Source organism: Streptomyces sp. NPDC049577, assembly GCF_040675635.1.
In the GTDB taxonomy this organism is placed as follows: domain Bacteria; phylum Actinomycetota; class Actinomycetes; order Streptomycetales; family Streptomycetaceae; genus Streptomyces.
In genome coordinates, this window is record NZ_JBFAPH010000056.1 from 1 (window position 1) to 23,531 (window position 23,531).

Genomic DNA, 23,531 nt, shown 5'->3' on the forward strand with positions numbered 1-23,531 from the left:
GCTCGGCCGTGAGCTGGACCTGTTCGACACCGATCCGCTGATGGGCGCGGGCCTGCCCTACTGGCTGCCCGAGGGCGCGGCCGTGCGCGGGATCGGGCGCCGCGCGGGAGAGTGGTCCCATGCGCGGGTGGTGGGGAGAGATCGCCGGCCTGGTGCTGCCGACCGACTGCGCGGGGTGCGGCACACCCGGGTCGGTGCTGTGCGGGACGTGCCGGGAGCGGCTGAGCGGGCGGCGGGCCCGGCGGGTGTGGCCGGACCCGGTGCCGGCCGGGCTGCCGCCGGTGTGCGCGGCGGCTCCCTACGCGGGCTCGGTGCGCTCGGTGATCCTCGCGCACAAGGAGCGGGGAGCGCTGGGGCTGGCCGAGCCCCTGGGTGCCGCGCTGGCGGGCGCGGTGCGGGCTCTGGGTCTGTTGGCCGAGGGCTGTGGCGTACGGGACGGGAGGGGCCCGTTGCTGCTCGTGCCGGTGCCTTCGGCGCGACGGGCCGTGGCCGGGCGCGGGCACGACGCGGGGCGGCGGCTCGCGCGGGCGGCGGCCTCGGTGCTGCGCCGGTCCGGTGTACCCGCGCGGACGGCGGCCGTGCTGCGGTTTCGGCGTGACGTCGTCGACCAGTCCGTGCTCGACGCCGGGCAGCGGGCGGTGAATGTGTCGGGGGCGATGGGGGTAGCCGCGGGGGCGGAACGGCTCTGGCCGGCCGGCGGTTCGCTGCTGCTGGTCGACGACGTGGTCACGACGGGCGCCTCGCTCGCCGAGGCGGCCCGGGCGGTGGCCGTCGCGGGCGGGCGGCCGGTGGGAGCGGCGGTGGTCGCCGCGCCCGTAGGGGCCTTCGAACTGCCTGGATACCCGGCCGGTGCCCTGAGATGTACGGGAAGTGACACCTGAATGGACGCACGTTGAGGAAGGGGGTACCGACAGGCTTCCGAGCGAGATATGTTCGGTTGTGAGGAATCGCGGAAGCTGTTCCGCATAGTTCCGATTGGCGTGTTTTGCGCGCCTTCGCCGAAGCTTGAAGAAGTTCAAGAAGCCTGTCGGACGGCGGGATGTAGATCTTGCCGATGGGGGAGGAGGAGGTGAAAACCGCCGAGTCGGTGGCTCCGGGTCTCCCCGGGGTCTGATGCAAGAGGGATGCGCTCCGCACCTTCGGCGGGGCCTTCCGGGAACGGAGTTCTGCGTGGACATCGTCGTCAAGGGCCGCAAGACAGAAGTGCCCGAGCGGTTTCGCAAGCACGTGGCCGAGAAGCTGAAGCTGGACAAGATCCAGAAGCTCGACGGCAAGGTGATCAGCCTCGACGTGGAGGTGTCCAAGGAGCCCAACCCCAGGCAGTCCGACCGCTCCGACCGGGTGGAGATCACCGTGCGATCCCGTGGACCGGTGATCCGGGCGGAGGCCGCGGCGACGGATCCGTACGTCGCGCTGGACCTGGCGGCGGCCAAGTTGGAGGCGCGGCTCCGTAAGCAGCACGACAAGCGATTCGCCCGTCGAGGGGGACGAATTCCGGCCAGCGAGGTCGCGGTGGTCGTCGAGGAGGCGGCCACGATCGACGACCACGGCCGGCTCGTCGCGGAGCAGGAGGCCGGCGGGGTGCCGGTCACCCGTATGGGGTCGCTGGAGATCCAGGGCGAAGGCCCCCTGGTGGTCCGCGAGAAGACGCACTCCGCGCCCCCGATGTCGCTCGACCAGGCCCTCTATGAAATGGAGTTGGTCGGTCACGACTTCTATCTGTTCGTCGACTCCGACAGCAAGCTGCCCAGCGTCGTCTACCGCCGGCACGCTTACGACTACGGCGTCATCCGCCTGAACCCCGACTCCTACGGCGGAGCGCAGCCCGGCGGCGCGGGCGGTGCGCTCGGCGGCTGACCGAAGGCTCGTATGGAGTGGCCCCGGCCGCCCGGCATGGAATCATGGCCGGGCGGCCAACCGCCGGTCCGCCGGAACCGGTTGGGAACCGGCTGTACTGTGCAACCGCGAGGGGCCATTGCCTTCAGGGGCCTTCAGGGGGAGGAACAATGGCGGACAGGTTCGGGCCCGTGCTCGTGCCCGGCGAGGACGACGACGAGGGCACCCGCGCGGACAGGGGTGCCACCCGAGAAGAGCCGATCCGTGTCCTGGTCGTCGACGACCACGCGCTGTTCCGGCGCGGACTGGAGATCGTCCTCCGCCAGGAGGAGGACATCCAGGTCGTGGGCGAGGCCGGGGACGGCGCCGAGGCCGTCGACAAGGCGGCGGACCTGCTGCCCGACATCGTCCTGATGGACGTCCGGATGCCCAAGCGCGGCGGTATCGAGGCGTGCACCTCCATCAAGGAGGTCGCCCCCAGCGCGAAGATCATCATGCTGACGATCAGCGACGAGGAGGCCGACCTCTACGACGCGATCAAGGCCGGGGCCACGGGTTACCTCCTCAAGGAGATCTCCACGGACGAGGTCGCCACCGCCATCCGGGCGGTGGCGGACGGCCAGTCGCAGATCAGCCCGTCGATGGCGTCCAAGCTGCTCACCGAGTTCAAGTCGATGATCCAGCGCACCGACGAGCGCAGGCTGGTACCCGCGCCCCGGCTCACCGACCGGGAGCTGGAGGTGCTCAAGCTCGTCGCGACCGGGATGAACAACCGCGACATCGCGAAGGAGTTGTTCATCAGTGAGAACACGGTCAAGAACCACGTGCGGAACATCCTGGAGAAGTTGCAGCTGCATTCCCGGATGGAGGCGGTGGTGTACGCGATGCGGGAGAAGATCCTGGAGATCCGCTGAGGAAGGGCCGCCCATCGGCTCACCGCCGGTTCAGGGCGGCCCGGCCGTCAGGACAGCGCGTCCGCCAGTGCCGCGGCCGACCGTGCGTCGTCGCAGCGCTCGATCCGCACCGTGTCGCAGCCGACCCACTCCGCGGCCTCCCGCAGGGCCCTCGCCATGGGCTCCGCGGCCCCCGGCCCGTCGATCGAGATCTGGCGGGCCACCAGCGTGCGGCCCTCCCGCGCCGGGTCCACCCGGCCCCGCAGCCGCCCGCCCGTCAGCAGCGGCATCGCGAAGTAGCCGTGCACCCGCTTGGCCTTGGGGACGTACGCCTCCAGCCGGTGCGTGAAACCGAAGATCCGCTCCGTGCGCGGCCGGTCCCAGATCAGGGAGTCGAAGGGCGAGAGCAGCGTCGTGCGGTGCCGGCCCCGCGCCTCGCCGGACAGGGCCGCCGGATCCGCCCAGGCCGGCTTCGCCCAGCCCTCCACCGCCACCGGCACCAGCCCGGTGTCCGCTATCACCGCGTCCACCTGTTCGCCCTTGAGGCGGTGGTAGTCCGCGAGGTCGGCCCGGGTCGCCACGCCCATCGCCGCGCCCGCCTGCGCCACCAGCCGTCGCACGCACTCGGCGTCGTCGAGGTCGTCGTGGAACAGGGCGTCCGGGACGGCGCGCTCGGCCAGCTCGTACACCCGCTTCCAGCCGCGCCGTTCGGTGCAGACCACCTCACCGGTGTCGAGCAGCCACTCGACCGCGATCTTCGTCTCGGACCAGTCGTACCACTCGCCGCCGTTCTTGGCGCCGCCCAACTCGCCCGCCGTCAGGGGGCCCTCGGCCTTGAGCCGGTCGCGCACCGCCGCGCACGAACGGTCGGCGTCCTCCAGGATGTGCCAGCGGTGACCGCGGGCGACCCGGGCGCGGCGCCGGAAGGCGAACAGCGGCCACTCCTCGATGGGCAGGATGCACGCCGCGTGCGACCAGTACTCGAAACTGTGCGGTGCTTCCACCGCCGCACCCGCCGCAGCCGCACCCGCCGCGCGCGGCGTCCAGTACGCGGCCTCGACCGCCTGCCGGCCGATCGCCCCCAGCCGCGCGTACGCGATCAGTTCGTGCGAGCGGGCGAGCACCGAGATCGTGTCCAGCTGCACCGCGCCCAGCCGGCGCAGCACCCCGCGCGCGCCCGCCCGCCGGTCCGGCGCGCCCAGCAGGCCCTGGGCGCGCAGCGCCAGCCTGCGTGCTTCATCAGCGGAAAGATGGATCTCTGCCGTGGGAGCCGTCATGGCCGTCACCCTAGGGCCGGCCACTGACAACGCCCCCGGAGTCGTTCAGCCGAGCCTGGGATACGGCACGTAGGCGGTCTCGCCCGGCAGCCCCAGGTCCGACGGGAGCAGCGAGCCGAGCCAGGCGTCCCGGCGCGTGCCGTTGCGGAGGATCTTCGAGCGCAGGGTGCCCTCCATCCGGAAGCCGGCCTTCACGGCCACCGCGTGCGAGCCCTCGTTGCCGGCCTCGGCGATCCACTCCAGCCGCTCGGCGCCCAGCTCCTCGAAGGCCCAGCGGGACACCTCGCGCGCGGCCTCCGCGGTGTAGCCGCGGCGGCGCTGTTCCTTGGCCGTCCAGTAGCCGAGCTCGGCCTGTCGTTCGGGGGTGCGCAGCTGCGCGAGCCGGAGGAGTCCCATCGAACCCACCAGCGACCCGCCGTCGCGGGTGAAGACCCCGAAGTTGTAGAGGGAGTCCTCGCGCCAGCCCGCCGGGCACACCTCCTCGATGAAGACCCGCGCGTCCTCTGCCGTGTAGGGGGTGGGGACCTCGGTGTAGCGGGGTATGTCGGGATCTTGGCAGGCCGCGTGCACGGCGGGGATGTCGGCGCTGGTGAAGGGACGCAGCAGCAGGCGTTCGGTACGCAGTTCCGTTGGCTCCATGCGCGGAGTGTAAGGAGGCGTGTTCCGGACGGCCCTTGAATATCCTGGCCGGGCACTACGAGGAAGCGCCATTCGTTCACTGTGCGGGTGACACCAGGCCTCGGGGATGACGGACCTCCCGGCGCGGCGGGGTCCTCGCTTACGATGGCCGTTGCGGCGGGGACTGTCCCGTCGTGCCCGTGCACCCCGCCGTGCCCAGGCCCGACCGGCAAGGAGCCAGCCTACGTGTCCGTCTTCGGCAAGATCATGCGTGCAGGAGAAGGCAAGATCCTGCGCAAACTGCACCGCATCGCGGACCAGGTCAATTCCATCGAAGAGGACTTCATCAACCTCTCCGACGCCGAGCTGCGGGCCCTGACCGACGAGTACCGGCAGCGCTACGCCGACGGCGAGAGCCTCGACGACCTGCTCCCGGAGGCGTTCGCGACGGTCCGCGAGGCGGCCAAGCGCGTCCTCGGCCAGCGGCACTACGACGTCCAGCTCATGGGTGGCGCCGCCCTGCACCTCGGCTACGTCGCCGAGATGAAGACGGGCGAGGGCAAGACCCTCGTCGGCACCCTGCCCACGTATCTGAACGCGCTGTCCGGCAAGGGCGTCCACCTCATCACGGTCAACGACTACCTGGCCGAGCGCGACTCCGAGTTGATGGGCCGGGTGCACCGCTTCCTCGGCCTCTCGGTGGGCTGCATCCTCGCCAACATGACCCCGGCGCAGCGTCGCGAACAGTACAACTGCGACATCACGTACGGAACGAACAACGAGTTCGGTTTCGACTACCTGCGCGACAACATGGCGTGGTCGAAGGACGAGCTGGTGCAGCGCGGCCACAACTTCGCCGTGGTCGACGAGGTCGACTCGATCCTGATCGACGAGGCCCGTACCCCGCTGATCATCTCGGGCCCGGCCGACCAGGCCACCAAGTGGTACGGCGACTTCGCCAAGCTGGTGACCCGCCTGAAGAAGGGCGAGCCGGCCAACCCGCAGAAGGGCATCGAGGAGACCGGCGACTACGAGGTCGACGAGAAGAAGCGCACGGTCGCCATCCACGAGGCCGGCGTCAGCAAGGTCGAGGACTGGCTGGGCATCGACAACCTCTACGAGTCGGTCAACACCCCGCTCGTCGGTTATCTGAACAACGCCATCAAGGCGAAGGAACTGTTCAAGAAGGACAAGGACTACGTCGTCATCGACGGCGAAGTCATGATCGTCGACGAGCACACCGGCCGTATCCTCGCCGGCCGCCGCTACAACGAGGGCATGCACCAGGCCATCGAGGCGAAGGAAGGGGTGGACATCAAGGACGAGAACCAGACGCTCGCCACGATCACCCTGCAGAACTTCTTCCGCCTCTACGACAAGCTGTCCGGCATGACCGGTACGGCCATGACCGAGGCCGCCGAGTTCCACCAGATCTACAAGCTCGGCGTGGTGCCGATCCCGACCAACCGGCCGATGGTCCGCAAGGACCAGTCCGACCTCATCTACCGCACCGAGGTCGCCAAGTTCTCCGCCGTCGTCGAGGACATCGCCGAGAAGCACGAGAAGGGCCAGCCGATCCTGGTCGGCACCACCTCGGTCGAGAAGTCCGAGTACCTCTCGCAGCAGCTCGCCAAGCGCGGCATCCCGCACGAGGTCCTCAACGCCAAGCACCACGAGCGCGAGGCCTCGATCGTCGCCCAGGCCGGCCGCAAGGGCGCCGTCACCGTCGCCACCAACATGGCCGGCCGCGGTACCGACATCAAGCTCGGCGGCAACCCCGACGACCTGGCCGAGGCCGAGCTGCGCCAGCGCGGCCTGGACCCGGTCGAGCACGTCGAGGAGTGGGCGGCCGCCCTGCCCGCCGCCCTGGAGAAGGCCGAGGCCGCGGTCAAGGCGGAGTTCGAGGAGGTCAAGGACCTCGGCGGGCTCTACGTCCTGGGCACCGAGCGGCACGAGTCGCGCCGCATCGACAACCAGCTGCGCGGCCGCTCCGGCCGTCAGGGCGACCCGGGCGAGTCCCGCTTCTACCTCTCGCTGGGCGACGACCTGATGCGCCTGTTCAAGGCCCAGATGGTCGAGCGCGTGATGGCCATGGCCAACGTCCCCGACGACGTGCCCATCGAGAACAAGATGGTCACCCGCGCCATCGCCTCCGCCCAGTCGCAGGTCGAGCAGCAGAACTTCGAGACCCGCAAGAACGTCCTCAAGTACGACGAGGTCCTCAACCGGCAGCGCGAGGTCATCTACGGCGAGCGCCGCCGCGTCCTGGAGGGCGAGGATCTGCAGGAGCAGATCCAGCACTTCATGGACGACACCATCGACGACTACATCCGCCAGGAGACCGTCGAGGGCTTCGCCGAGGAGTGGGACCTGGAGCGGCTGTGGTCCGCCTTCAAGCAGCTCTACCCGGTCCAGGTGACCATCGAGGAGCTGGAGGAGGCGGCGGGCGACCGCGCGGGCATCACCGCCGAGTTCATCGCCGAGTCCGTCAAGGACGACATCCACGAGCAGTACGCGGCCCGCGAGGAGCAGCTCGGCTCCGAGGTCATGCGCGAGCTGGAGCGCCGCGTCGTGCTGTCGGTCCTGGACCGCAAGTGGCGTGAGCACCTCTACGAGATGGACTACCTCCAGGAGGGCATCGGCCTGCGGGCCATGGCCCAGAAGGACCCGCTGGTCGAGTACCAGCGCGAGGGCTTCGACATGTTCACCGCGATGATGGAGGGCATCAAGGAGGAGTCCGTCGGCTACCTGTTCAACCTGGAGGTCCAGGTCGACCAGCAGCTGGAGGAGGTCCCCGTCGAGGAGGGCGCCGAGGCGCCGTCCCTGGAGAAGGTCCAGGACGCCGTCCCGGCCGCCGCGCGGCCCGAGATCCGCGCCAAGGGCCTCGACGCCCCGCAGCGCCCGGACCGGCTGCACTTCACCGCCCCCAAGGTGGACGGCGAGGGCGGCATCGTCGAGGGCGACTTCGTCAGCGACGACACCGCCTCCTACCGCTCCGAGGCGGACGGCATGACCCGCGCGGAGCGCCGCAAGGCGCAGAAGAGCACCGGCGGCCGCCGCCGCAAGAAGTAGCGGCCGCGGGCCGTCGCGAACGGCCGGCCCGACGGGGGCGGGACACTGCGGTGTCCCGCCCCCGTCGGCGTCAGACACGGGCGTGCTCCCGGGCTGCCCGGCCGCCGTGCCCGCCGGGGCCGGAGCCGCCCAGTTCGACGGCCGCGCAGCGCCAGCGTCGGTCGGGGCAGTGCTCCAGCCGGAAGGCCAGCGCCTGGAGCCGCTCGCCGGAGGCGATCCGGGCGAACGCCTCGATCACCCCGGGCCGCGGCCGGAAGCGGCCGCAGGCGCGGACCACGGGCGCGGCGCCGCCCGGTGGTGCCGGGCGCAGCGGCGTGCCGCAGGCCAGCCGGGCCAGCTGCTCGTAGGCGTCGCCCACCGTGTGGCCGAGCATCCAGTGCACCGGGCGCTGCCCGCTGAGGGTCAGCAGCAGCCGGTGCGCGAAGAGCAGGTGCGGCTCCTGCCGCTCCGCCCCCTCCCGTCGTCGCCGGCCGGCCGCGGGGCCCTGTGCGGGCCGGCGCGCGTCCGTGCGTCCCCTGGGTGCCGTCCTGTGCATGCTGATCGCCCCCGTGATGCGGGCCCGGTGTCCGATACCGGGCGGTAGCTCGGTCGGGGATCTTCTATCGGCGCCGGTTCCGGGGCGGCAAGGAGGCCGCGGAGGGCCGCCAGCCGCCGGCAGGATTCACCTATCCGGGCGAACGGGGCGGTCGCTTCCGGTCTCGAGTGCGAATACCTCGCGTGCTCGCCCGCCGCCTGGCGCGTCACCGGCCCTTCGAAGGGGGACTCGTCCCCGGTCGCCCGTATGCTGGCACCACAATCGTGAAGTCTCAGGAAAGCGGCGGTCATGCGCGTCTACGTCCCCCTGACCCTCCCCGGGCTCGCCGAGGCGCACAAGGCGGGGCAACTGGGCCCGGCCCCGCTGGACGCCTGCGCCGTCACCCCCGCCCTGCGCGAGTGGTACCTCTCCGAGGACATCGAGGAGCTCGAGTACGCGGCGCTGGGCCGCGCCGCCCAGGGCTCGCTGCGGCTGCTCGCCGCGGATCCGCAGGCCCGGCCCCGGCGCGTGGTCGTCGCGGTCGACGTGCCGGACTCGGCGGTCTCCTTCGGCCTCGACCGCGGCCTGGACCCGTCCCTGCTCGGCGGGGTCCGGCTGGCCGAGCCGGTGCCGCTGTCGAAGGCCGCCTCGGTGCACGTCGACTCCGAGGAGGCCGAGGAGGACATCGCGGCCGCCGCGGCCGCGCTGGGCGCGGCGGACGAGGGCGACGACGACGCGCAGTTCACGGTCGACGGCGCCGAGGACCACGAGCTGCTGTGGTTCGCCGTCCAGGAGATCCCCAACCTCCTCTGACGGCGTTGTCGGACCCTCCGGGTACGGTCTTGGCATGGGGACGAACGGCGGGACGAACGGCAGGCACGGCAACGGTACGGACGCGGGCGCGCGGCACGCGGGGCACATCGTCTGGGACTGGAACGGCACGCTCTTCCACGACATCGACGCGGTGATCTCCGCGACCAACGCGGCCTTCGCGGAGATCGGCATGTCGCCCATCACCCTCGCCCGGTACCGGGAGCTGTACTGCGTGCCGATCCCGCGCTTCTACGAGCGGCTGATGGGCCGGCTGCCCACCGACGCCGAGTGGGAGCACATGGACGGCGTCTTCCACCGCTACTACCGCGACCACCACGTGCGGTGCGGCCTCACGGACGGCGTCGAGGCGCTGCTGGCGGGCTGGCAGGAGGCCGGCCGCACGCAGTCGATCATGTCGATGTATGTGCACGAGGACCTGATACCGCTGGTGCGGGGGTTCGGCATCGAGCGCAGGTTCGTCCGCGTCGACGGGCGCACCGGTCCCTCGGGCGGCAGCAAGGCCGAGCACATGGCGCGCCACCTCGCGGGGCTGACGGGCGTGCCGGCCGCGCGGACGGTCGTCATCGGCGACGCCGTGGACGACGCGGTGGCCGCGGCGCACGTGGGGGCCCGCGCCGTGCTCTACACCGGCGGTTCGCACAGCCGCGAGAGCCTGGCGGCGGCCGGCGTGCCCGTGGTGGACAGCCTGGCTCAGGCGGTGGCCGAGGCCGAACGGCTCATCGGCTGAAGAGGTGACGCCCGGGACGCGGCGGGCCGGGCCAGAGGTGGTGACGGAGCGTATGACAGCGCGTACGGGATGCCTGCGTGACGCTTGTGCGCGGCCTTATGCGGAAGCAGATGCTCCGCGTCGCTGTGCAGACCGTCAAAGTTCCGGCCCAGGTTTTGTACACAACCGGCTCGTGACGTGCTCCCCCGGAAGAGCGATAGCCTTACCACGTGATCAGCGCGATATCCAGCAGGGGTGACGACGCCCCTGTCCTGTCCCCGGGGCGCCACCGTGCCCGGGTCGCCGCTGATACCCGGAACCGGGTACTCCTGACGAAGTTGTCCGAGAACCACCCGGCCATCCCTCATCCCGGCATACCGTCGATGGCGACCGGACAACCCGTGTCGCGACGGGCCATCACCATCTATGTCACGCAACGGCGCGCGACAGGAGCCAGAGGACATGCAGACCAAGCTGGACGAAGCCAAGGCCGAGCTGCTCGAGAGGGCGGCACGCGTCGCCGATAGCCCGGCCGGGGGACCATTCGCCACGACCGCGCGCTCGACCGGACCCAAGGGCGAGGGCGGGCTCGACCGCGAGTCCCTCACCGCGTACCTCCAGCGTTACTACCTGCACACGGCTCCCGAGGACCTCACCGGCCGGGACCCGGTCGACGTCTTCGGCGCCGCGCTCTCGCACTACCGGCTCGCCGAGAACCGTCCGCAGGGCACCGCCAATGTGCGCGTGCACACGCCGACGGTCGAGGAGAACGGCTGGACGTCCAGCCACTCCGTGGTCGAGGTCGTCACCGACGACATGCCGTTCCTCGTCGACTCCGTGACCAACGAGCTCTCCCGGCAGAACCGCGGCATCCACGTGGTGATCCACCCGCAGGTGATCGTCCGCCGCGACGTCACGGGCCGGCTGCTCGAGGTCCTCTCCTCCACGTGCGACGCCCACGGCGCCGGCAAGGACGCCGTGCTGCCGCACGACGCGCTCGTCGAGTCCTGGATCCACGTCGAGATCGACCGCGAGACCGACCGGGACGACCTCAAGCAGATCACCGAGGACCTGCTGCGCGTCCTCTCCGACGTCCGCGAGGCGGTCGAGGACTGGTCCAAGATGCGCGACGCCGCCCTGCGGCTCGCCGAGAGCCTGGCCGACGAGCCCACCTCCGACGTGCCGGACACGGAGATCGACGAGGCCCGCGAGCTGCTGCGCTGGCTGGCCGCCGACCACTTCACCTTCCTCGGCTACCGCGAGTACGAGCTGACGAAGGTGACCGGCGAGAACGGCGAGGACGACACCCTCAGCGCCGTCCCCGGCACCGGCCTCGGCATCCTGCGCTCCGACCCCTCCCGCACCGCGGACGGCCACCACGACGGCCACCACGCGCCGCTCTCCCGCCCGTCCTCCGCCTCCTTCAGCCGGCTCCCCGCCGACGCCCGAGCCAAGGCCCGCGAGCACAAGATGCTCGTCCTCACCAAGGCCAACAGCCGCGCCACCGTGCACCGCCCCTCCTACCTCGACTACGTCGGGGTGAAGAAGTTCGACGCCGAGGGCAACGTCGTCGGCGAGCGCCGCTTCCTCGGCCTGTTCTCCTCGGCCGCCTACACCGAGTCCGTCCGCCGGGTGCCCGTCATCCGCCGCAAGGTCGCCCAGGTGCTGGCCGACGCCGGCTTCTCGCCCGACAGCCACGACGGGCGCGACCTGCTCCAGATCCTGGAGACCTACCCGCGCGACGAGCTCTTCCAGACCCCCGCCGACCGGCTGCGGGCCATCGCCACCAGCGTGCTCTACCTCCAGGAGCGCCGCCGGCTGCGGCTGTACCTGCGGCGTGACGAGTACGGGCGCTACTACTCCGCCCTGGTCTACCTGCCGCGCGACCGCTACACCACGGGCGTCCGGCTGCGTCTGATCGACATCCTCAAGGAGGAGCTCGGCGGCACCAGCGTCGACTTCACCGCCTGGAACACCGAGTCCGTCCTCTCCCGGCTGCACTTCGTCGTGCGCGTCGACCCCGGCGCCACCCTGCCGGACCTCACCGACGCCGACGCCGAGCGCATCGAGGCCCGTCTGGTGGAGGCCGCCCGCTCCTGGGCGGACGGCTTCGCCGAGACGCTGACCGCCGAGGTCGGCGAGGAGCGCGCCGCCGAGCTGCTGCGCCGCTACGGCCAGGCGTTCCCCGAGGGCTACAAGGCCGACCACAACCCGCGCAGCGCCGTCTCCGACCTCGGCCACCTGGAGAAGCTGACCGAGGCCGGCGGCGCCCACGACTTCGAGCTCAGCCTGTACGAGCCGGTCGGCGCGGCCCCCGGCGAGCGCCGCTTCAAGATCTACCGCACGGGCGAGCCGGTCTCCCTGTCCGCCGTGCTGCCGGTGCTCCAGCGGCTGGGCGTCGAGGTCGTCGACGAGCGGCCCTACGAGCTGCGCTGCTCGGACCGGACCACCGCGTGGATCTACGACTTCGGCCTGCGGATGCCCGAGCGCGTCGAGGGCGACGACGCCCGCGTCCGCTTCCAGGACGCCTTCGCGGCGGTCTGGACCGGCGACGCGGAGAACGACAACTTCAACTGCCTCGTGCTGGGCGCCGGTCTCGACTGGCGGCAGGCGATGGTGCTGCGCGCGTACGCCAAGTACCTGCGGCAGGCCGGCTCGACCTTCAGCCAGGCGTACATGGAGGACACCCTCCGCAACAACGTCCACATCACCCGGCTGCTGGTCAACCTCTTCGAGGCCCGCATGTCCCCGACGCTCCAGCGCGCCGGGAACGAGCTGATCGACGGCCTGCTGGAGGAGCTGGACGGCGCCCTGGACCAGGTGGCGAGCCTGGACGAGGACCGCATCCTGCGCTCCTTCCTCACCGTCATCAAGGCCACCCTGCGCACCAACCACTTCCAGCGCGACGAGCACGGCAAGCCCCGCCCGTACCTGTCGATCAAGCTGGACCCGCAGGCCATCCCGGACCTGCCGGCCCCGCGCCCGGCGTTCGAGATCTGGGTCTACTCCCCGCGCGTCGAGGGCGTGCACCTGCGCTTCGGCAAGGTCGCCCGAGGCGGTCTGCGCTGGTCCGACCGGCGTGAGGACTTCCGCACCGAGATCCTCGGCCTGGTCAAGGCGCAGATGGTGAAGAACACCGTCATCGTGCCGGTCGGCGCCAAGGGCGGCTTCGTCGGCAAGCGGCTGCCGGACCCGTCCGTGGACCGTGACGCCTGGCTGGCCGAGGGCATCGCCTCGTACAAGACCTTCATCTCCGGTCTGCTCGACATCACCGACAACATGGTCGGCGGCGAGGTCGTGCCGCCGAAGGACGTCGTGCGCCATGACGACGACGACACCTACCTCGTCGTCGCCGCGGACAAGGGCACCGCGACCTTCTCCGACATCGCCAACGCGGTCGCCGAGTCCTACGGCTTCTGGCTGGGCGACGCCTTCGCCTCCGGCGGCTCCGCCGGCTACGACCACAAGGGCATGGGCATCACGGCCCGCGGCGCCTGGGAGTCGGTCAAGCGCCACTTCCGGGAGCTGGGCCACAACACCCAGACCGAGGACTTCACGGTCGTCGGTGTCGGCGACATGTCCGGTGACGTGTTCGGCAACGGCATGCTGCTCTCCGAGCACATCCGGCTGGTGGCCGCCTTCGACCACCGGCACATCTTCCTCGACCCGAACCCGGACGCGGCCGTCTCCTTCGCCGAGCGCCGCCGGCTGTTCGAGCTGCCCCGCTCCTCCTGGGCGGACTACGACACCGCGCTGCTCTCCGCGGGCGGCGGCGTCCACCCGCGCAGCGCCAAGTCGATCCCGATCAACGCGCATGTGCGCGAGGCCCTCGGCATCGAGCCGGGCGTCACCAAGATGACCCCCGCCGAGCTGATGAAGGCCATCCTCCGCTCCCCGGTCGACCTGCTGTGGAACGGCGGCATCGGTACGTACGTCAAGGCGTCCACCGAGTCGCACGGCGACGTGGGCGACAAGGCGAACGACCCGATCCGCGTGGACGGTCAGGACCTGCGGGTCAAGGTCGTGGGCGAGGGCGGCAACCTGGGCCTGACCCAGCTCGGCCGGATCGAGTTCGCGCTGAACGGCGGCAAGGTCAACACCGACGCGATCGACAACAGCGCCGGCGTGGACACCTCCGACCACGAGGTGAACATCAAGATCCTGCTGAACGCGCTCGTCACGGACGGCGACATGACCGTCAAGCAGCGCAACAAGCTGCTGGCGGAGATGACCGACGAGGTCGGCGAGCTGGTCCTGCGCAACAACTACGCGCAGAACGTCGCCCTCGCCAACGCCGTGACGCAGGCGCCCAGCCTGCTCCACGCCCACCAGCGGATCATGCGCCGGCTGGTGCGCGACGGCCACCTGGACCGCGCCCTGGAGTTCCTGCCCACCGACCGGCAGATCCGGGAGCGGCTGTCCGCCGGGCGCGGGCTGAGCCAGCCCGAGCTCGCCGTGCTGCTCGCCTACATCAAGATCACCGCGGCGGAGGAGCTGCTCGCCACCGAGCTGCCGGACGACCCGTATCTCCAGCGGCTGCTGTACGCCTACTTCCCGCAGGCGCTGCGCAAGTCCTTCGGCGAGCAGATCGACAACCACGCGCTGCGTCGCGAGATCGTGACGACCGTCCTGGTCAACGACACGGTCAACTCCGGTGGATCGACCTTCCTGCACCGGCTGCGCGAGGAGACCGGCGCGTCGCTGGAGGAGATCGTCCGGGCGCACAGCGCGGCCCGCGAGATCTTCGGCCTGAACGCCGTCTGGGACGCCGTCGAGGGCCTGGACAACGAGGTCGCGGCGGACGTGCAGACCCAGGTCCGGCTGCACTCGCGGCGGCTGGTCGAGCGCGGCACGCGCTGGCTGCTCAACAACCGGCCGCAGCCGCTCCAGCTCGCGGAGACCATCGAGTTCTTCCGCGACGGCGTGGACACCGTCTGGGCCGAGCTGCCGAAGCTGCTGCGCGGCGCGGACCTGGAGTGGTGGCAGTCGATCAACGACGAGCTGGCCGAGGCCGGGGTGCCGGGCGAGCTGGCGCTGAAGGTGGCGGGCTTCTCCTCGGTCTTCCCGGCGCTGGACATCGTCGCCATCGCGGACCGCACGGGCAAGGCGCCGCTGGATGTGGCCGAGGTCTACTACGACCTGGCCGACCGGCTGCACATCACCCAGCTGATGGACCGGATCATCGAGCTGCCGCGCGCGGACCGCTGGCAGTCCATGGCCCGCGCGTCCATCCGTGAGGACCTGTACGCGGCGCACGCGGCGCTCGCGGCCGAGGTCCTCTCCGTGGGCAACGGCGCCGCGACGCCGGAGCAGCGCTTCCGGGAGTGGGAGGAGAAGAACGCCGCGATCCTGACCCGCGCCCGCACGACGCTGGACGAGATCCGCGGTTCGGAGGCCTTCGACCTGGCCAACCTCTCGGTCGCCATGCGAACGATGCGGACCCTGCTGCGTACGCACAGCTGAACAGTCGTCGTACGTAGGGGTAGGCCCCGGGCATTGCCGCCCGGGGCCTACCCCTTCCGTGCTAAGAGAGACGGATGACAGTCGTTTCACGGCTTATGTCGTCGCGGCTCGCCACGTCCCGTCTCCTGCCGACCCTGCTCGCGCCGCCCCGTCCGGGGCCGCCCGTCGAGCCCGTCTCGCGGCGCCGTGAGGCGGCCGTCGCGGCGGCGGTCCATCTGGCGGTGGCGGCCCTCGGCTTCGCCGTCCTGCTGCTGATCAACCATCATCTCGGCCGTACGACCCAGTACCTGCTCTACCGCTGGGACAGCGGCAACTACCTCAGGGTCGCCGAGCGCGGCTATCCCAGCTCGATCCCCTACCGCCCGGACGGCACCCCGGGCTACAGCCGGCTCGCCTTCTTCCCGCTGCTGCCCGCGCTGGTCCGGGCGGTCCATCTGCTGACCGGAATCCCCTACGCCTACGCCGGGCTGCTGATCGTCTGGTGCGCGGCGACGGTGGCGGCGGTCGGCGTCCATGTGCTCGTGCGGTCGCTCGGGGGCACCCGGGGCGCGGGGTACGCGTGCGTGGCGCTGTGGTCCTGCTCGCCGTACGCCTTCGCGCTGTGGGTGCCGTACTCGGAGGCGGTGTTCAGCGCGGTGCTGGTGTGGGCGCTGGTGGCGCTGGTGGCGGGCCGCTGGCTGACGGCCGGGGCGCTCGCCGCGGTCGCGGGGACGGTGCGGCCGACGGCCACGGTCCTGGTCGGCACGGTGCTGCTGGCGGCCGGCTGGGCGGCGCTGCGGCGGCGGGACGGGTGGCGGCCGTGGGCGGCGCTGGCCCTGGCGCCGCTGGGGCTGCTGGGCAGCTGGCTGTTCCTGGGCAGCCGGGTGGGCCGCGTCGACGGCTGGTTCGAGGCCGAGCGGGCCTGGGGGCAGTCGTTCGACTTCGGCAGGGGCACGGCCGAGGTGCTGCGGAACGTCCTCTTCTACCGCCATGTGCACGGTTCGGACGACGTGCGGCACCTGGCCGTGCTGGCCGTGGTGGTGCTGACCGCCGTGGGGGTGGTGGCGCTGGCGCTGGACCGGAGCGTGCCGTGGCCGCTGGTGGTGCTGCTGGCCGGGGCGTGGGTGCTGATGGTGGGAACACCCGGCTCACCGCTGTCCAAACCACGTTTCATGCTGCCGTTCCTGCCGGTTCCCCTGCTGTTGGCGGCTCGGCCGCTCGCGCGTGCTCCGCTGGGGGTGCGGTGGTGTCTCTACTGTGGAGGTGCGGTGGTCTCGGGTTGGTACGCGGCCGGGTTGCTGGTGCTGTTCGAGGGCTCGCCGTGAGCCGGCGCCGGTCGCCGTGGATCGTGGCCCGGGAGCGCGCGGAACACCCAGGCGCGGTACGACCAGAAGCGGAAGAGCGTGGCCGTGCCGATGCCGAGGAATTTGAAGAGGTTGCTCTGAAAGGGTGTGTCCCAGCCGAACCCGTAGGTGGCGACGTAGAGCACGCCGTTCTCGATGATCAGGCCTATGACGCTGAAGCCCGCGAAGAGAAGCACTTCCCGGCTGCGGTGCCCCTTGTCCCGGTCGCGGTAGGTGAAATGGCGCAGTCCCAGGTAGTTGAAGGCGATGGCCACCACGGTCGCGATCACGCTGCATCTGACCACCGGCAGTCCGGTGATTCCGCGGCAGAGGTTGAAGACGCCGAAGTTCACGAAGATGCCGAGCACGCCGACGGTGCCGAACTTCGCGAACTCCCGGCCGAGTGCCATCAGGCCCGCCATGGCGGGTGCTGTTTTCCCTGGGTTTCCCGTGTTCCCCGTCGTTTTCGTCGGTCGCAAGGGCATCTCCCGGTACGTTCGCCACGCATAGCGGACATTGCACTCAGACAACCGATTGTAGTGTAAATTTCCGCGAAAACTGACGCAGTGCGACGATGCGACGACGATGGGCGAGGACACTGGCATGACAGAGGCGGTACTGCTCGTCGGCGGCAAGGGCACCCGGCTCCAGCCGCTCACCATCAACACGCCCAAGCCGATGGTCCCCGCCGCCGGGGTGCCCTTCCTCGCCCACCAGCTCGCCAGAGCCCGGGCCGCCGGCGTGCGGCACGTCGTGCTGGCCACCTGCTACCTCGCCGAGGTCTTCGAGCCCTACTTCGGTGACGGCTCCGCCCACGGGCTGCGGCTGACGTACGTCACGGAGGACGAGCCGCTGGGCACCGGGGGCGCCATCCGCGCCGCCTCCGACGCGCTGGGCGCGGCGCCCGGAGACCCGGTCCTGGTCTTCAACGGCGACATCCTCACCGGGCTCGACATCCGGCGGCTGCTGCACCGCCATGAGCAGGCCCAGGCCGATGTCACCCTGCATCTGACCCGGGTCGCCGACCCGCGGGCCTTCGGGCTGGTCCCCACCGACGCCGACGGGCGCGTGCTGGCCTTCACCGAGAAGCCGGGGCGCCCCGAGGAGATCGTCACCGACCAGATCAACGCCGGCTGCTACGTCTTCCGGCGCGAGGTCATCGACACCATCCCGGCCGGCCGCCCGGTCTCCGTGGAGCGCGAGACCTTCCCCGGCCTGCTGGCCGGCGGCGCCCGGCTGCACGGCGTCGTCGACACCGCGTACTGGCTGGACCTGGGCCGCCCGGCCTCGTTCGTCCAGGCCTCCGCCGACCTGGTGCGCGGCATCGTCCGCTCCCCGGCCGTCCCCGGCGAGACCGGCGAGCACCTCGTCCTGCCCGGCGCGCACGTGGAGCCCGGGGCCCGGCTCGGCGGCGGCACGGTCGTGGGCGCCGGGGCGCACGTCGCGGCCGGCGCCGAGGTCGAGGGGTCCGTCGTCCTGGACGGCGCCCGCGTCGAGGCGGACGCCCGGGTGCGCGCCTCCATGGTCGGCGCGGGGGCCCGGGTGGGCGCCCGGACCGTGCTCGACGGCGTGGTGATCGGCGACCACTCCGACGTCGGCGCCGACAACGAACTGCGCGAGGGGGCCCGCGTCTGGTGCGGCATGTCCATCCCCGACGCCGCGATCCGCTTCTCCGCCGTCTGACGGCGCGTCCCCGCCTCCGGTCCCAGCACCCCGAGAACCCCGCAAGGAGCAGTCACCCCATGAGTCCCACGCGTACGCCGACCGCCGTCAGACCGCTCCCGGAAGAGTGGGGCCGCGTCCCGACGACCGTGGTCATGCCCACGTACAACGAGGCGGACAACCTGCCGACCATGGCCGAGACCTTGATGGCCCTGCCCCTGGAGGGGCTGCGGCTGCTGGTCGTCGACGACGGCAGCCCCGACGGCACCGGCACCATCGCCGAACAGCTGGCCGACAAGTACAACGAGCCCGGCCGCGCCCGCATGGGCGTACTGCACCGCACCGCCAAGAACGGCCTCGGCCGGGCCTACGCGGCGGGCATGGCCCGCGCCCTCGACGAGGGCGCCGCCTATGTGCTCCAGATGGACGCCGACGGCAGCCACCCCGCCGACAAGATCGCCGAGATGCTGGGCGTCGCCCTGGCCACCGGCGCCGACGTGGTCGTCGGCAGCCGGTACGTGCCCGGCGGCACCCTCTCCGACGCCTGGGGCGCCCACCGCAAGCTGCTCTCCCGCTGGGCCAACGCCTACGCCAGCTCCATCCTGGGCACCCGGGTGCGGGACATCACCGGCGGTTTCAACCTCTGGAGCGCCGAGGCGCTGCGCGCCATCGACCTCGACTCCGTCGACAGCGCCGGCTACAGCTTCCAGGTCGAGATGAAGTACCGGGCGCTCAAGGCCGGCTTCACCGTCATGGAGGTGCCGATCCACTTCGAGGACCGCACCGCCGGCGAGTCGAAGATGAACCTGGCCGTCCAGCTGGAATCCGTGGCCATGCCCTGGCGGCTGAGGTCCAGGGCGCTCGGTGGACCGGCCGGCAAGCGCCGCACCCGCTGATCCGTGTCCGCGCCGGCCACCACCCCGCTCGCCCGGGCGGCCCCCGCCCGGCGGGCCCTGCCGTGCGCGGCGGTGCGGACCGCCGCGCTGCTGCTGACCGTGCTGCTGCTGCTCATGGCGGTGCGGCTGCCGTGGTCCGGCGATCTGGGCCTGCACGGCGCGGTGCTGGAGCGGCTGCGCGCGGACCTGCTGCACCCGGGCAACCCGCTGGTGGCGGAGGACACCCCCAGCCCGTACTACTCGCCGTGGACCGTGCTGCTGGCGCTGTTCGCCACCGCGACCGGCTCGCCCACCTTCCACGTGCTGCGGCTGGCCGCGCTGTCCGGCCTGCTGCTCTTCGGCAGCGGCCTCGGCGCGTTCGTCCGCACCTTCACCCGGGCGCGCGCGGCCGTGCCACTGGCGCTGCTGTGCGTACTGCTGCTGTACGGCGTGCGGTTGTTCGCGTGGAGCGGGGTGCCGGCGCTGACCTCGCTGTCGCTGACCCTGGCGTATCCGAGCACGTTCGCCACCGGGCTCACGCTCCATCTGTGGGCGCTGCTGCGGCGGACCGTGGCGGGCGGCCGGGGGCTGCCCGCCCACCTGGGGCTGGGGCTGCTGCTCGCGGCGGTGCTGCTGGTCCATCAGTTCACCGGGGCGATCGCGCTGCTGGGCGTGGCGGCCGTCCTGCTGGGGGCGCGTCCCCGGCCCTCGCGCGCCGGGTGGATGCGGCTGGGCGCGGGGGGCGCGGTGGGGCTCGCGGTGGTGCTCTGCTGGCCGTACTACTCCTTCTTCGCCCTGCGCGGCTCCGCCCTGGACGCCATCCACCGGCCGCTGTACGCGCACCTGGCGGAGAGGTTCTGCCTGCTGATCCCGGGCGTCGTGGCCCTCGGCCTGCGGCTGCGCCGTGACCGGCGCGACCCGCTGGTGCTGCTCTTCGCCCTCGCCCTGGCCGTGTTCACGGCGGGCGGGCTGAGTGGCCACCACGCCTGGGGGCGCGTGCTGCCCGCGGTGCTCCTGCCCGCTCAGCTCGCGCTGGCCGTCGAGACGGCCGAGGCCACCGGCCGGCGGCGCCGGGCCCTGGCGGTCACCCTCGCCGTCGCCCTGCCGGTGGGCGCCTGGACCCAGGCCGGCGCGCTGTCCTACGTGCTGCCGCGCGACGCCGTGCCGGCCGCACTGGGCCGCGCCCTGCCGACCGCGCAGACGATCGCCCTGTGGCCGCGCTTCCGCTGGGCCGCCGCACGGGTGCCCAAGGGGGAGACGGTGCTGACGGACGACTACTACGCCCTGCGGGTGCTGCCCGCCTACGGGCCGTACACCGTCGCCCCCGCCTATCCGGACGTCTTCCTCCCGGACGAGAAGCGGCGCAGGGACGCGACCCGGCGCTACTTCGCCCCCGCCACCCCCCGGGCCGGCCGGCTCGGCATCCTCAAGGAGTACGGCGTGCGATGGGTGCTGCAGAAGCAGGGCGGGGCGGGCCTGGCCCCGGACGACCCGGCGCTCAGGACGGCGGCCCGGGGACCGGGCGGGCTGACGCTGCTGAGGGTAGTGGGCCGGTGAGCCCCCGTCAGGTCACCCGCGCCCCGGAGGACACCCGGCCCGACGCCTTCGCCCGCTGGCTGCGCGGCCGCGTCTCCCCGCCGCTGCTCTGCGCGGCGGTGCTGCTGCTCGCGCTCAGCACCGGACGGGCCTACGGCAAGGATCTGATCGGCCTCGACAACGACATCGTGGTGCGCGCCGCGCGCACCCTGCTCGACGGCGGGGCGCCGTACGAGGACAAACGGTTCCTCTATCTGCCGGGCGCCGTTCTCGCGGCGCTCCCGCAGACGCCGCTCGGCGACCGGACGCTGTTCTGCGCCGTGCCGGTCGTCACCGCCCTGTTCGTCGCGGCGGGCGGGGTGCTGGCCCTGCGCGTCTTCGGCGTACGGGCGGACAGCCGGCTCGCGGCGGCCATGGCGGTCGGCATCGCGCTCTTCCTGCCGTTCCACAGCATCGTCTTCCTCGGCAACTGGACCGTCCTCTCGGCGGCCGGCTTCCCGGCCGCCCTGATGCTCGCGGGGCGGGGGCGCTGGGAGGGTGCGGGCGTGGTCGTCGGGGCGGCGATCGCGCTGAAGCCGATGCTCGTGCCCGTCCTGCTGCTGTTCGTGCTCGCCCGGCGCTGGTGGGGGCTGGTGTGGGCGGTGACGGTGCCGCTCGTCGTGTCGCTGGTGGCGGCCGCGGCGATGCCCCGGCCCGCGCTGTTCCTCACCCGGACCCTGCCGTTCCTGCTGCACGGCCAGGACGAGTACGCCCGGCCGTTCGACGCCTCGTGGCCGGCCGTGCTGCCCCGGCTGGGCGTGCCGCACCACCTGGCGTTCGCCTGCGCGGGGGCGGCGGCGCTGACGGTGCTGTGGTTCGCGTGGCTGCGGTGGCGGTGCGGGGGAGTGGAGAGCCTGCGGGTGACGGAGACCGCGTCGCTGCTGATGCTCGCCGCCTTCGTCGCCTCCCGGCCGTCGTTCCTCAACTACGCGCTCGTGGTGGTGCCCTCGCTCGCCGCGTCGGTGGTGGAGCGCGGGGCCGCGGTGCGGTCGGTGTGGTTCTGGATGGCGCTCGTGCCCCAGCTCGGCGGGGTGCCCTGGCCGGGGCTGGAGAACGCGCGGCGGCACGCCTTCAAGGACATCGTGATGTACACGGGCATGGCGGCGGTGCTGGCCGCCGCGGCCTGGCGGACCAGGCCGGAGGGGCTGCGGGCCGTGACTGTCAGTGGCGGGTCCTACTCTCTCCGTAGTGAGATCGAGCCGCGGTCCGCCGCGGGAGAGAGGTGACCCATGCCCGCAACCCACCCGGTTCCGGACGTCAGCGTGATCGTGATCGTGCACAACGACGCGGGGCGCCTGCCCCGGGCCGTGCGCTCGGTCCTCGCCCAGTCGCTGCACCGCCTCGAAGTGATCGTCGTCGACGACTGCTCGACCGACGACACCTTCGCCGTGGCCCGCCGGCTGGCCGCGGACGACCCACGGGTGCGCTGCCTCCGGCTGCCGGTCAACAGCGGCGGCTGCGGCGCCCCGCGCAACGCCGGCATCGACGCCGCCCGCGCCCCGCACCTGATGTTCCTCGACAGCGACGACGAACTGCCCCGCCACGCCTGCAAATCCCTGCTGCTGACCGCCGAGCGGACCGGCACCGACTTCGTCACCGGCGAGGTCACCCGGCTCCACGAGGCGAGCGGCACCACCGCCCTGTGGTACCCCGAGCTGTTCGAGGGCGACGTCCGCGTCGTCGACGGCATCCGCGCCGACCCCCGCTTCTTCCTCGACACCCTCTCCACCAACAAGCTCTACCGCGCCGGCTTCATCGCCCGGCACGGCCTGCGCTTCCCCGAAGGCCTGCACTACGAGGACGGGCTGTTCACCGCCCGGGCGTTCACGCTCGCCCGCTCCTTCGCCGTCGTTCCCTGGCCCGTCTACATCTGGCGGCTGGCCGCCGACCCCGCCACCCTCTCCATCACCTCCAGCCGCCACCGCGTCGAGAACGCCGCCGACCGCGTCACCGTCGCCCGGCTCGTCGACGCCTTCCTGGAGGAGACCGGCAACACCGACCTCCGCCCCGCCAAGGACGCCCGGTTCCTCCGCCACGACCTGCGCCTCTACCTCGGCGACCTCCCCTTCCGCGACCGCGCCTGGACCGAGGCGTTCGCCGCCGTCGTCACCCCCTACCTGGCCGGCATCGACCCCGCCGCGTACGCCGCGATCCCACGCGAACAGCGCGTCTGCCAGTACCTGCTGCGCACCGGACGGCTCGCCGAGGCCGCCGAGTGCGCCCGCACCCTCGACCGCCCCCGCCTCGCCCCCCGCCACGCCGTACGGGACGGCACCGGCCGCACCTACTGGGGCGGCACCCCGCCGGAGGACGCGGAGGCCGCCGCCGAACTCGACATCACCGACTGGCGCCTGGACGACCAGCCCTTCACCACCGGCCCCCTGCGCCACGAAGCCGAACGGATCACCCCCCGCGGCGCCGGTCTGCTCATCACCCTGCGCACCTACGACCCCGGCCGGCTGCTGGCCGGCCCCACGCCCGTCACCGCCGAACTGCGCGTCGCCGCCACCGGCCCCGCGCTCACCGTGCCCTTCGCCTACGACCCGCCCGAGGGGGACGGAAGCGTCCGCACCGCCGAGATCACCCTCGCCCCCAGCCGCGTCCCGCTCGGGCCCAGGGGCTTCCGCGGCCGCCGCCACCCCGTCGTGGTGCTCGAACGGCTCGGCCTCACCCGGAGCGACCCCCTCCTCGCCCCCGCCGCCCTGCCCGTCCTGCGCACCCGGACCCCCGGCCACACGCTGAGCGTGCGCTGCGAGGACCGCGGCGCCGGCCGCCTGGAGATCACCTGGGAGCGCGCCGGGCTGCTCGGCCACGCCGAGAGCGCGGCCCCCCTGCTGGAGCCCGCCCGCCGCCGCCTGGACCGGCTCACCCGCCGCGCCACCGG

General features: G+C 72.2%; 17 protein-coding genes. 13 read left to right on the forward strand and 4 right to left on the reverse strand.

Annotated elements, in window-relative coordinates:
- Window positions 1-119: 119 nt before the first annotated feature.
- The 3 genes from AB0K09_RS09785 to AB0K09_RS09795 all read left to right on the forward strand — a co-directional run bounded on the left by AB0K09_RS09785 (window position 120) and on the right by AB0K09_RS09795 (window position 2,750).
- On the forward strand, window positions 120-881 hold the full coding sequence (locus tag AB0K09_RS09785; protein ID WP_366064781.1) for a ComF family protein: 762 nt from the start codon (window positions 120-122) through the stop codon (window positions 879-881).
- 289 nt (window positions 882-1,170) lie between these two features.
- On the forward strand, window positions 1,171-1,857 hold the full coding sequence (gene raiA, locus AB0K09_RS09790) for a ribosome-associated translation inhibitor RaiA (protein ID WP_366064782.1): 687 nt from the start codon (window positions 1,171-1,173) through the stop codon (window positions 1,855-1,857).
- 149 nt (window positions 1,858-2,006) lie between these two features.
- Window positions 2,007-2,750 (forward strand): response regulator transcription factor, encoded by a 744-nt coding sequence (locus tag AB0K09_RS09795; protein WP_366064783.1) that lies wholly within the window; start codon window positions 2,007-2,009, stop codon window positions 2,748-2,750.
- 47 nt (window positions 2,751-2,797) lie between these two features.
- Here the strand turns inward: AB0K09_RS09795 and AB0K09_RS09800 are convergent, their stop codons facing one another.
- Window positions 2,798-4,006 carry a crosslink repair DNA glycosylase YcaQ family protein gene (locus AB0K09_RS09800; RefSeq protein ID WP_366064784.1) on the reverse strand — a complete coding sequence of 403 codons (1,209 nt, stop codon included), beginning with the start codon at window positions 4,004-4,006 and terminating at the stop codon, window positions 2,798-2,800.
- A 45-nt stretch (window positions 4,007-4,051) separates the two neighbouring features.
- Window positions 4,052-4,645, reverse strand: a complete 594-nt coding sequence (locus tag AB0K09_RS09805; protein ID WP_366064785.1) for a GNAT family N-acetyltransferase — start codon at window positions 4,643-4,645, stop codon at window positions 4,052-4,054.
- Between the two features lie 225 nt (window positions 4,646-4,870).
- Here AB0K09_RS09805 and secA point away from each other — a divergent pair, with 225 nt between their 5' ends.
- Window positions 4,871-7,696, forward strand: coding sequence for a preprotein translocase subunit SecA (gene secA / locus AB0K09_RS09810; protein WP_366064786.1), 2,826 nt, complete (start codon window positions 4,871-4,873; stop codon window positions 7,694-7,696).
- 70 nt (window positions 7,697-7,766) lie between these two features.
- On the opposite strand, the gene AB0K09_RS09815 is transcribed toward secA, so the two are convergent.
- Window positions 7,767-8,231, reverse strand: coding sequence for an Rv3235 family protein (locus AB0K09_RS09815; RefSeq protein WP_366064787.1), 465 nt, complete (start codon window positions 8,229-8,231; stop codon window positions 7,767-7,769).
- Between the two features lie 288 nt (window positions 8,232-8,519).
- Here AB0K09_RS09815 and AB0K09_RS09820 point away from each other — a divergent pair, with 288 nt between their 5' ends.
- The 4 genes from AB0K09_RS09820 to AB0K09_RS09835 all read left to right on the forward strand — a co-directional run bounded on the left by AB0K09_RS09820 (window position 8,520) and on the right by AB0K09_RS09835 (window position 16,517).
- Window positions 8,520-9,023 (forward strand): hypothetical protein, encoded by a 504-nt coding sequence (locus AB0K09_RS09820; protein ID WP_366064788.1) that lies wholly within the window; start codon window positions 8,520-8,522, stop codon window positions 9,021-9,023.
- A gap of 34 nt (window positions 9,024-9,057) precedes the next feature.
- On the forward strand, window positions 9,058-9,771 hold the full coding sequence (locus AB0K09_RS09825) for an HAD hydrolase-like protein (RefSeq protein ID WP_366064789.1): 714 nt from the start codon (window positions 9,058-9,060) through the stop codon (window positions 9,769-9,771).
- Between the two features lie 441 nt (window positions 9,772-10,212).
- The gene (locus tag AB0K09_RS09830) at window positions 10,213-15,213 is read left to right on the forward strand and encodes an NAD-glutamate dehydrogenase (protein ID WP_366064790.1); all 5,001 of its coding nucleotides are present in this window, start codon (window positions 10,213-10,215) and stop codon (window positions 15,211-15,213) included.
- Between the two features lie 74 nt (window positions 15,214-15,287).
- The gene (locus AB0K09_RS09835; protein ID WP_366064791.1) at window positions 15,288-16,517 is read left to right on the forward strand and encodes a hypothetical protein; all 1,230 of its coding nucleotides are present in this window, start codon (window positions 15,288-15,290) and stop codon (window positions 16,515-16,517) included.
- Here the strand turns inward: AB0K09_RS09835 and AB0K09_RS09840 are convergent.
- The gene (locus tag AB0K09_RS09840) at window positions 16,445-16,957 is read right to left on the reverse strand and encodes a GtrA family protein (protein ID WP_366064792.1); all 513 of its coding nucleotides are present in this window, start codon (window positions 16,955-16,957) and stop codon (window positions 16,445-16,447) included. The genes AB0K09_RS09835 and AB0K09_RS09840 overlap by 73 nt on opposite strands.
- A 181-nt stretch (window positions 16,958-17,138) precedes the next feature.
- Here AB0K09_RS09840 and AB0K09_RS09845 point away from each other — a divergent pair, with 181 nt between their 5' ends.
- From AB0K09_RS09845 to AB0K09_RS09865, 5 genes are all read left to right on the forward strand, one after another.
- On the forward strand, window positions 17,139-18,218 hold the full coding sequence (locus tag AB0K09_RS09845) for an NDP-sugar synthase (protein WP_366064793.1): 1,080 nt from the start codon (window positions 17,139-17,141) through the stop codon (window positions 18,216-18,218).
- Window positions 18,219-18,277: 59 nt separating this feature from the next.
- Complete coding sequence (locus AB0K09_RS09850) at window positions 18,278-19,093, forward strand: polyprenol monophosphomannose synthase (RefSeq protein WP_366064794.1); 816 nt, start codon at window positions 18,278-18,280, stop codon at window positions 19,091-19,093.
- Window positions 19,094-19,096: 3 nt separating this feature from the next.
- A complete protein-coding gene (locus tag AB0K09_RS09855) occupies window positions 19,097-20,629 on the forward strand; it encodes a hypothetical protein (RefSeq protein WP_366064795.1) in 1,533 nt (510 codons plus the stop codon).
- A complete protein-coding gene (locus tag AB0K09_RS09860) occupies window positions 20,626-21,873 on the forward strand; it encodes a glycosyltransferase family 87 protein (RefSeq protein WP_366064796.1) in 1,248 nt (415 codons plus the stop codon). Before AB0K09_RS09855 ends, AB0K09_RS09860 begins: the two co-directional genes overlap by 4 nt.
- A 3-nt stretch (window positions 21,874-21,876) precedes the next feature.
- Window positions 21,877-23,531, forward strand: a 1,655-nt coding sequence (locus AB0K09_RS09865) for a glycosyltransferase family 2 protein (RefSeq protein ID WP_366064798.1), incomplete at its 3' end; no start/stop codon positions are given.

Excerpts from the sequence above, each read along its gene's own strand:
- AB0K09_RS09785 (WP_366064781.1), top strand. The coding sequence starts at position 120 with ATGCGCGGGTGGTGGGGAGAGATCGCCGGCCTGGTGCTGCCGACCGAC.
- AB0K09_RS09795 (WP_366064783.1), top strand. The coding sequence starts at position 2,007 with ATGGCGGACAGGTTCGGGCCCGTGCTCGTGCCCGGCGAGGACGACGAC.
- AB0K09_RS09800 (WP_366064784.1), bottom strand. The coding sequence starts at position 4,006 with ATGACGGCTCCCACGGCAGAGATCCATCTTTCCGCTGATGAAGCACGC.
- AB0K09_RS09805 (WP_366064785.1), bottom strand. The coding sequence starts at position 4,645 with ATGGAGCCAACGGAACTGCGTACCGAACGCCTGCTGCTGCGTCCCTTC.
- AB0K09_RS09815 (WP_366064787.1), bottom strand. The coding sequence starts at position 8,231 with ATGCACAGGACGGCACCCAGGGGACGCACGGACGCGCGCCGGCCCGCA.
- AB0K09_RS09820 (WP_366064788.1), top strand. The coding sequence starts at position 8,520 with ATGCGCGTCTACGTCCCCCTGACCCTCCCCGGGCTCGCCGAGGCGCAC.
- AB0K09_RS09825 (WP_366064789.1), top strand. The coding sequence starts at position 9,058 with ATGGGGACGAACGGCGGGACGAACGGCAGGCACGGCAACGGTACGGAC.
- AB0K09_RS09830 (WP_366064790.1), top strand. The coding sequence starts at position 10,213 with ATGCAGACCAAGCTGGACGAAGCCAAGGCCGAGCTGCTCGAGAGGGCG.
- AB0K09_RS09835 (WP_366064791.1), top strand. The coding sequence starts at position 15,288 with ATGACAGTCGTTTCACGGCTTATGTCGTCGCGGCTCGCCACGTCCCGT.
- AB0K09_RS09840 (WP_366064792.1), bottom strand. The coding sequence starts at position 16,957 with ATGGCGGGCCTGATGGCACTCGGCCGGGAGTTCGCGAAGTTCGGCACC.
- AB0K09_RS09845 (WP_366064793.1), top strand. The coding sequence starts at position 17,139 with ATGACAGAGGCGGTACTGCTCGTCGGCGGCAAGGGCACCCGGCTCCAG.
- AB0K09_RS09850 (WP_366064794.1), top strand. The coding sequence starts at position 18,278 with ATGAGTCCCACGCGTACGCCGACCGCCGTCAGACCGCTCCCGGAAGAG.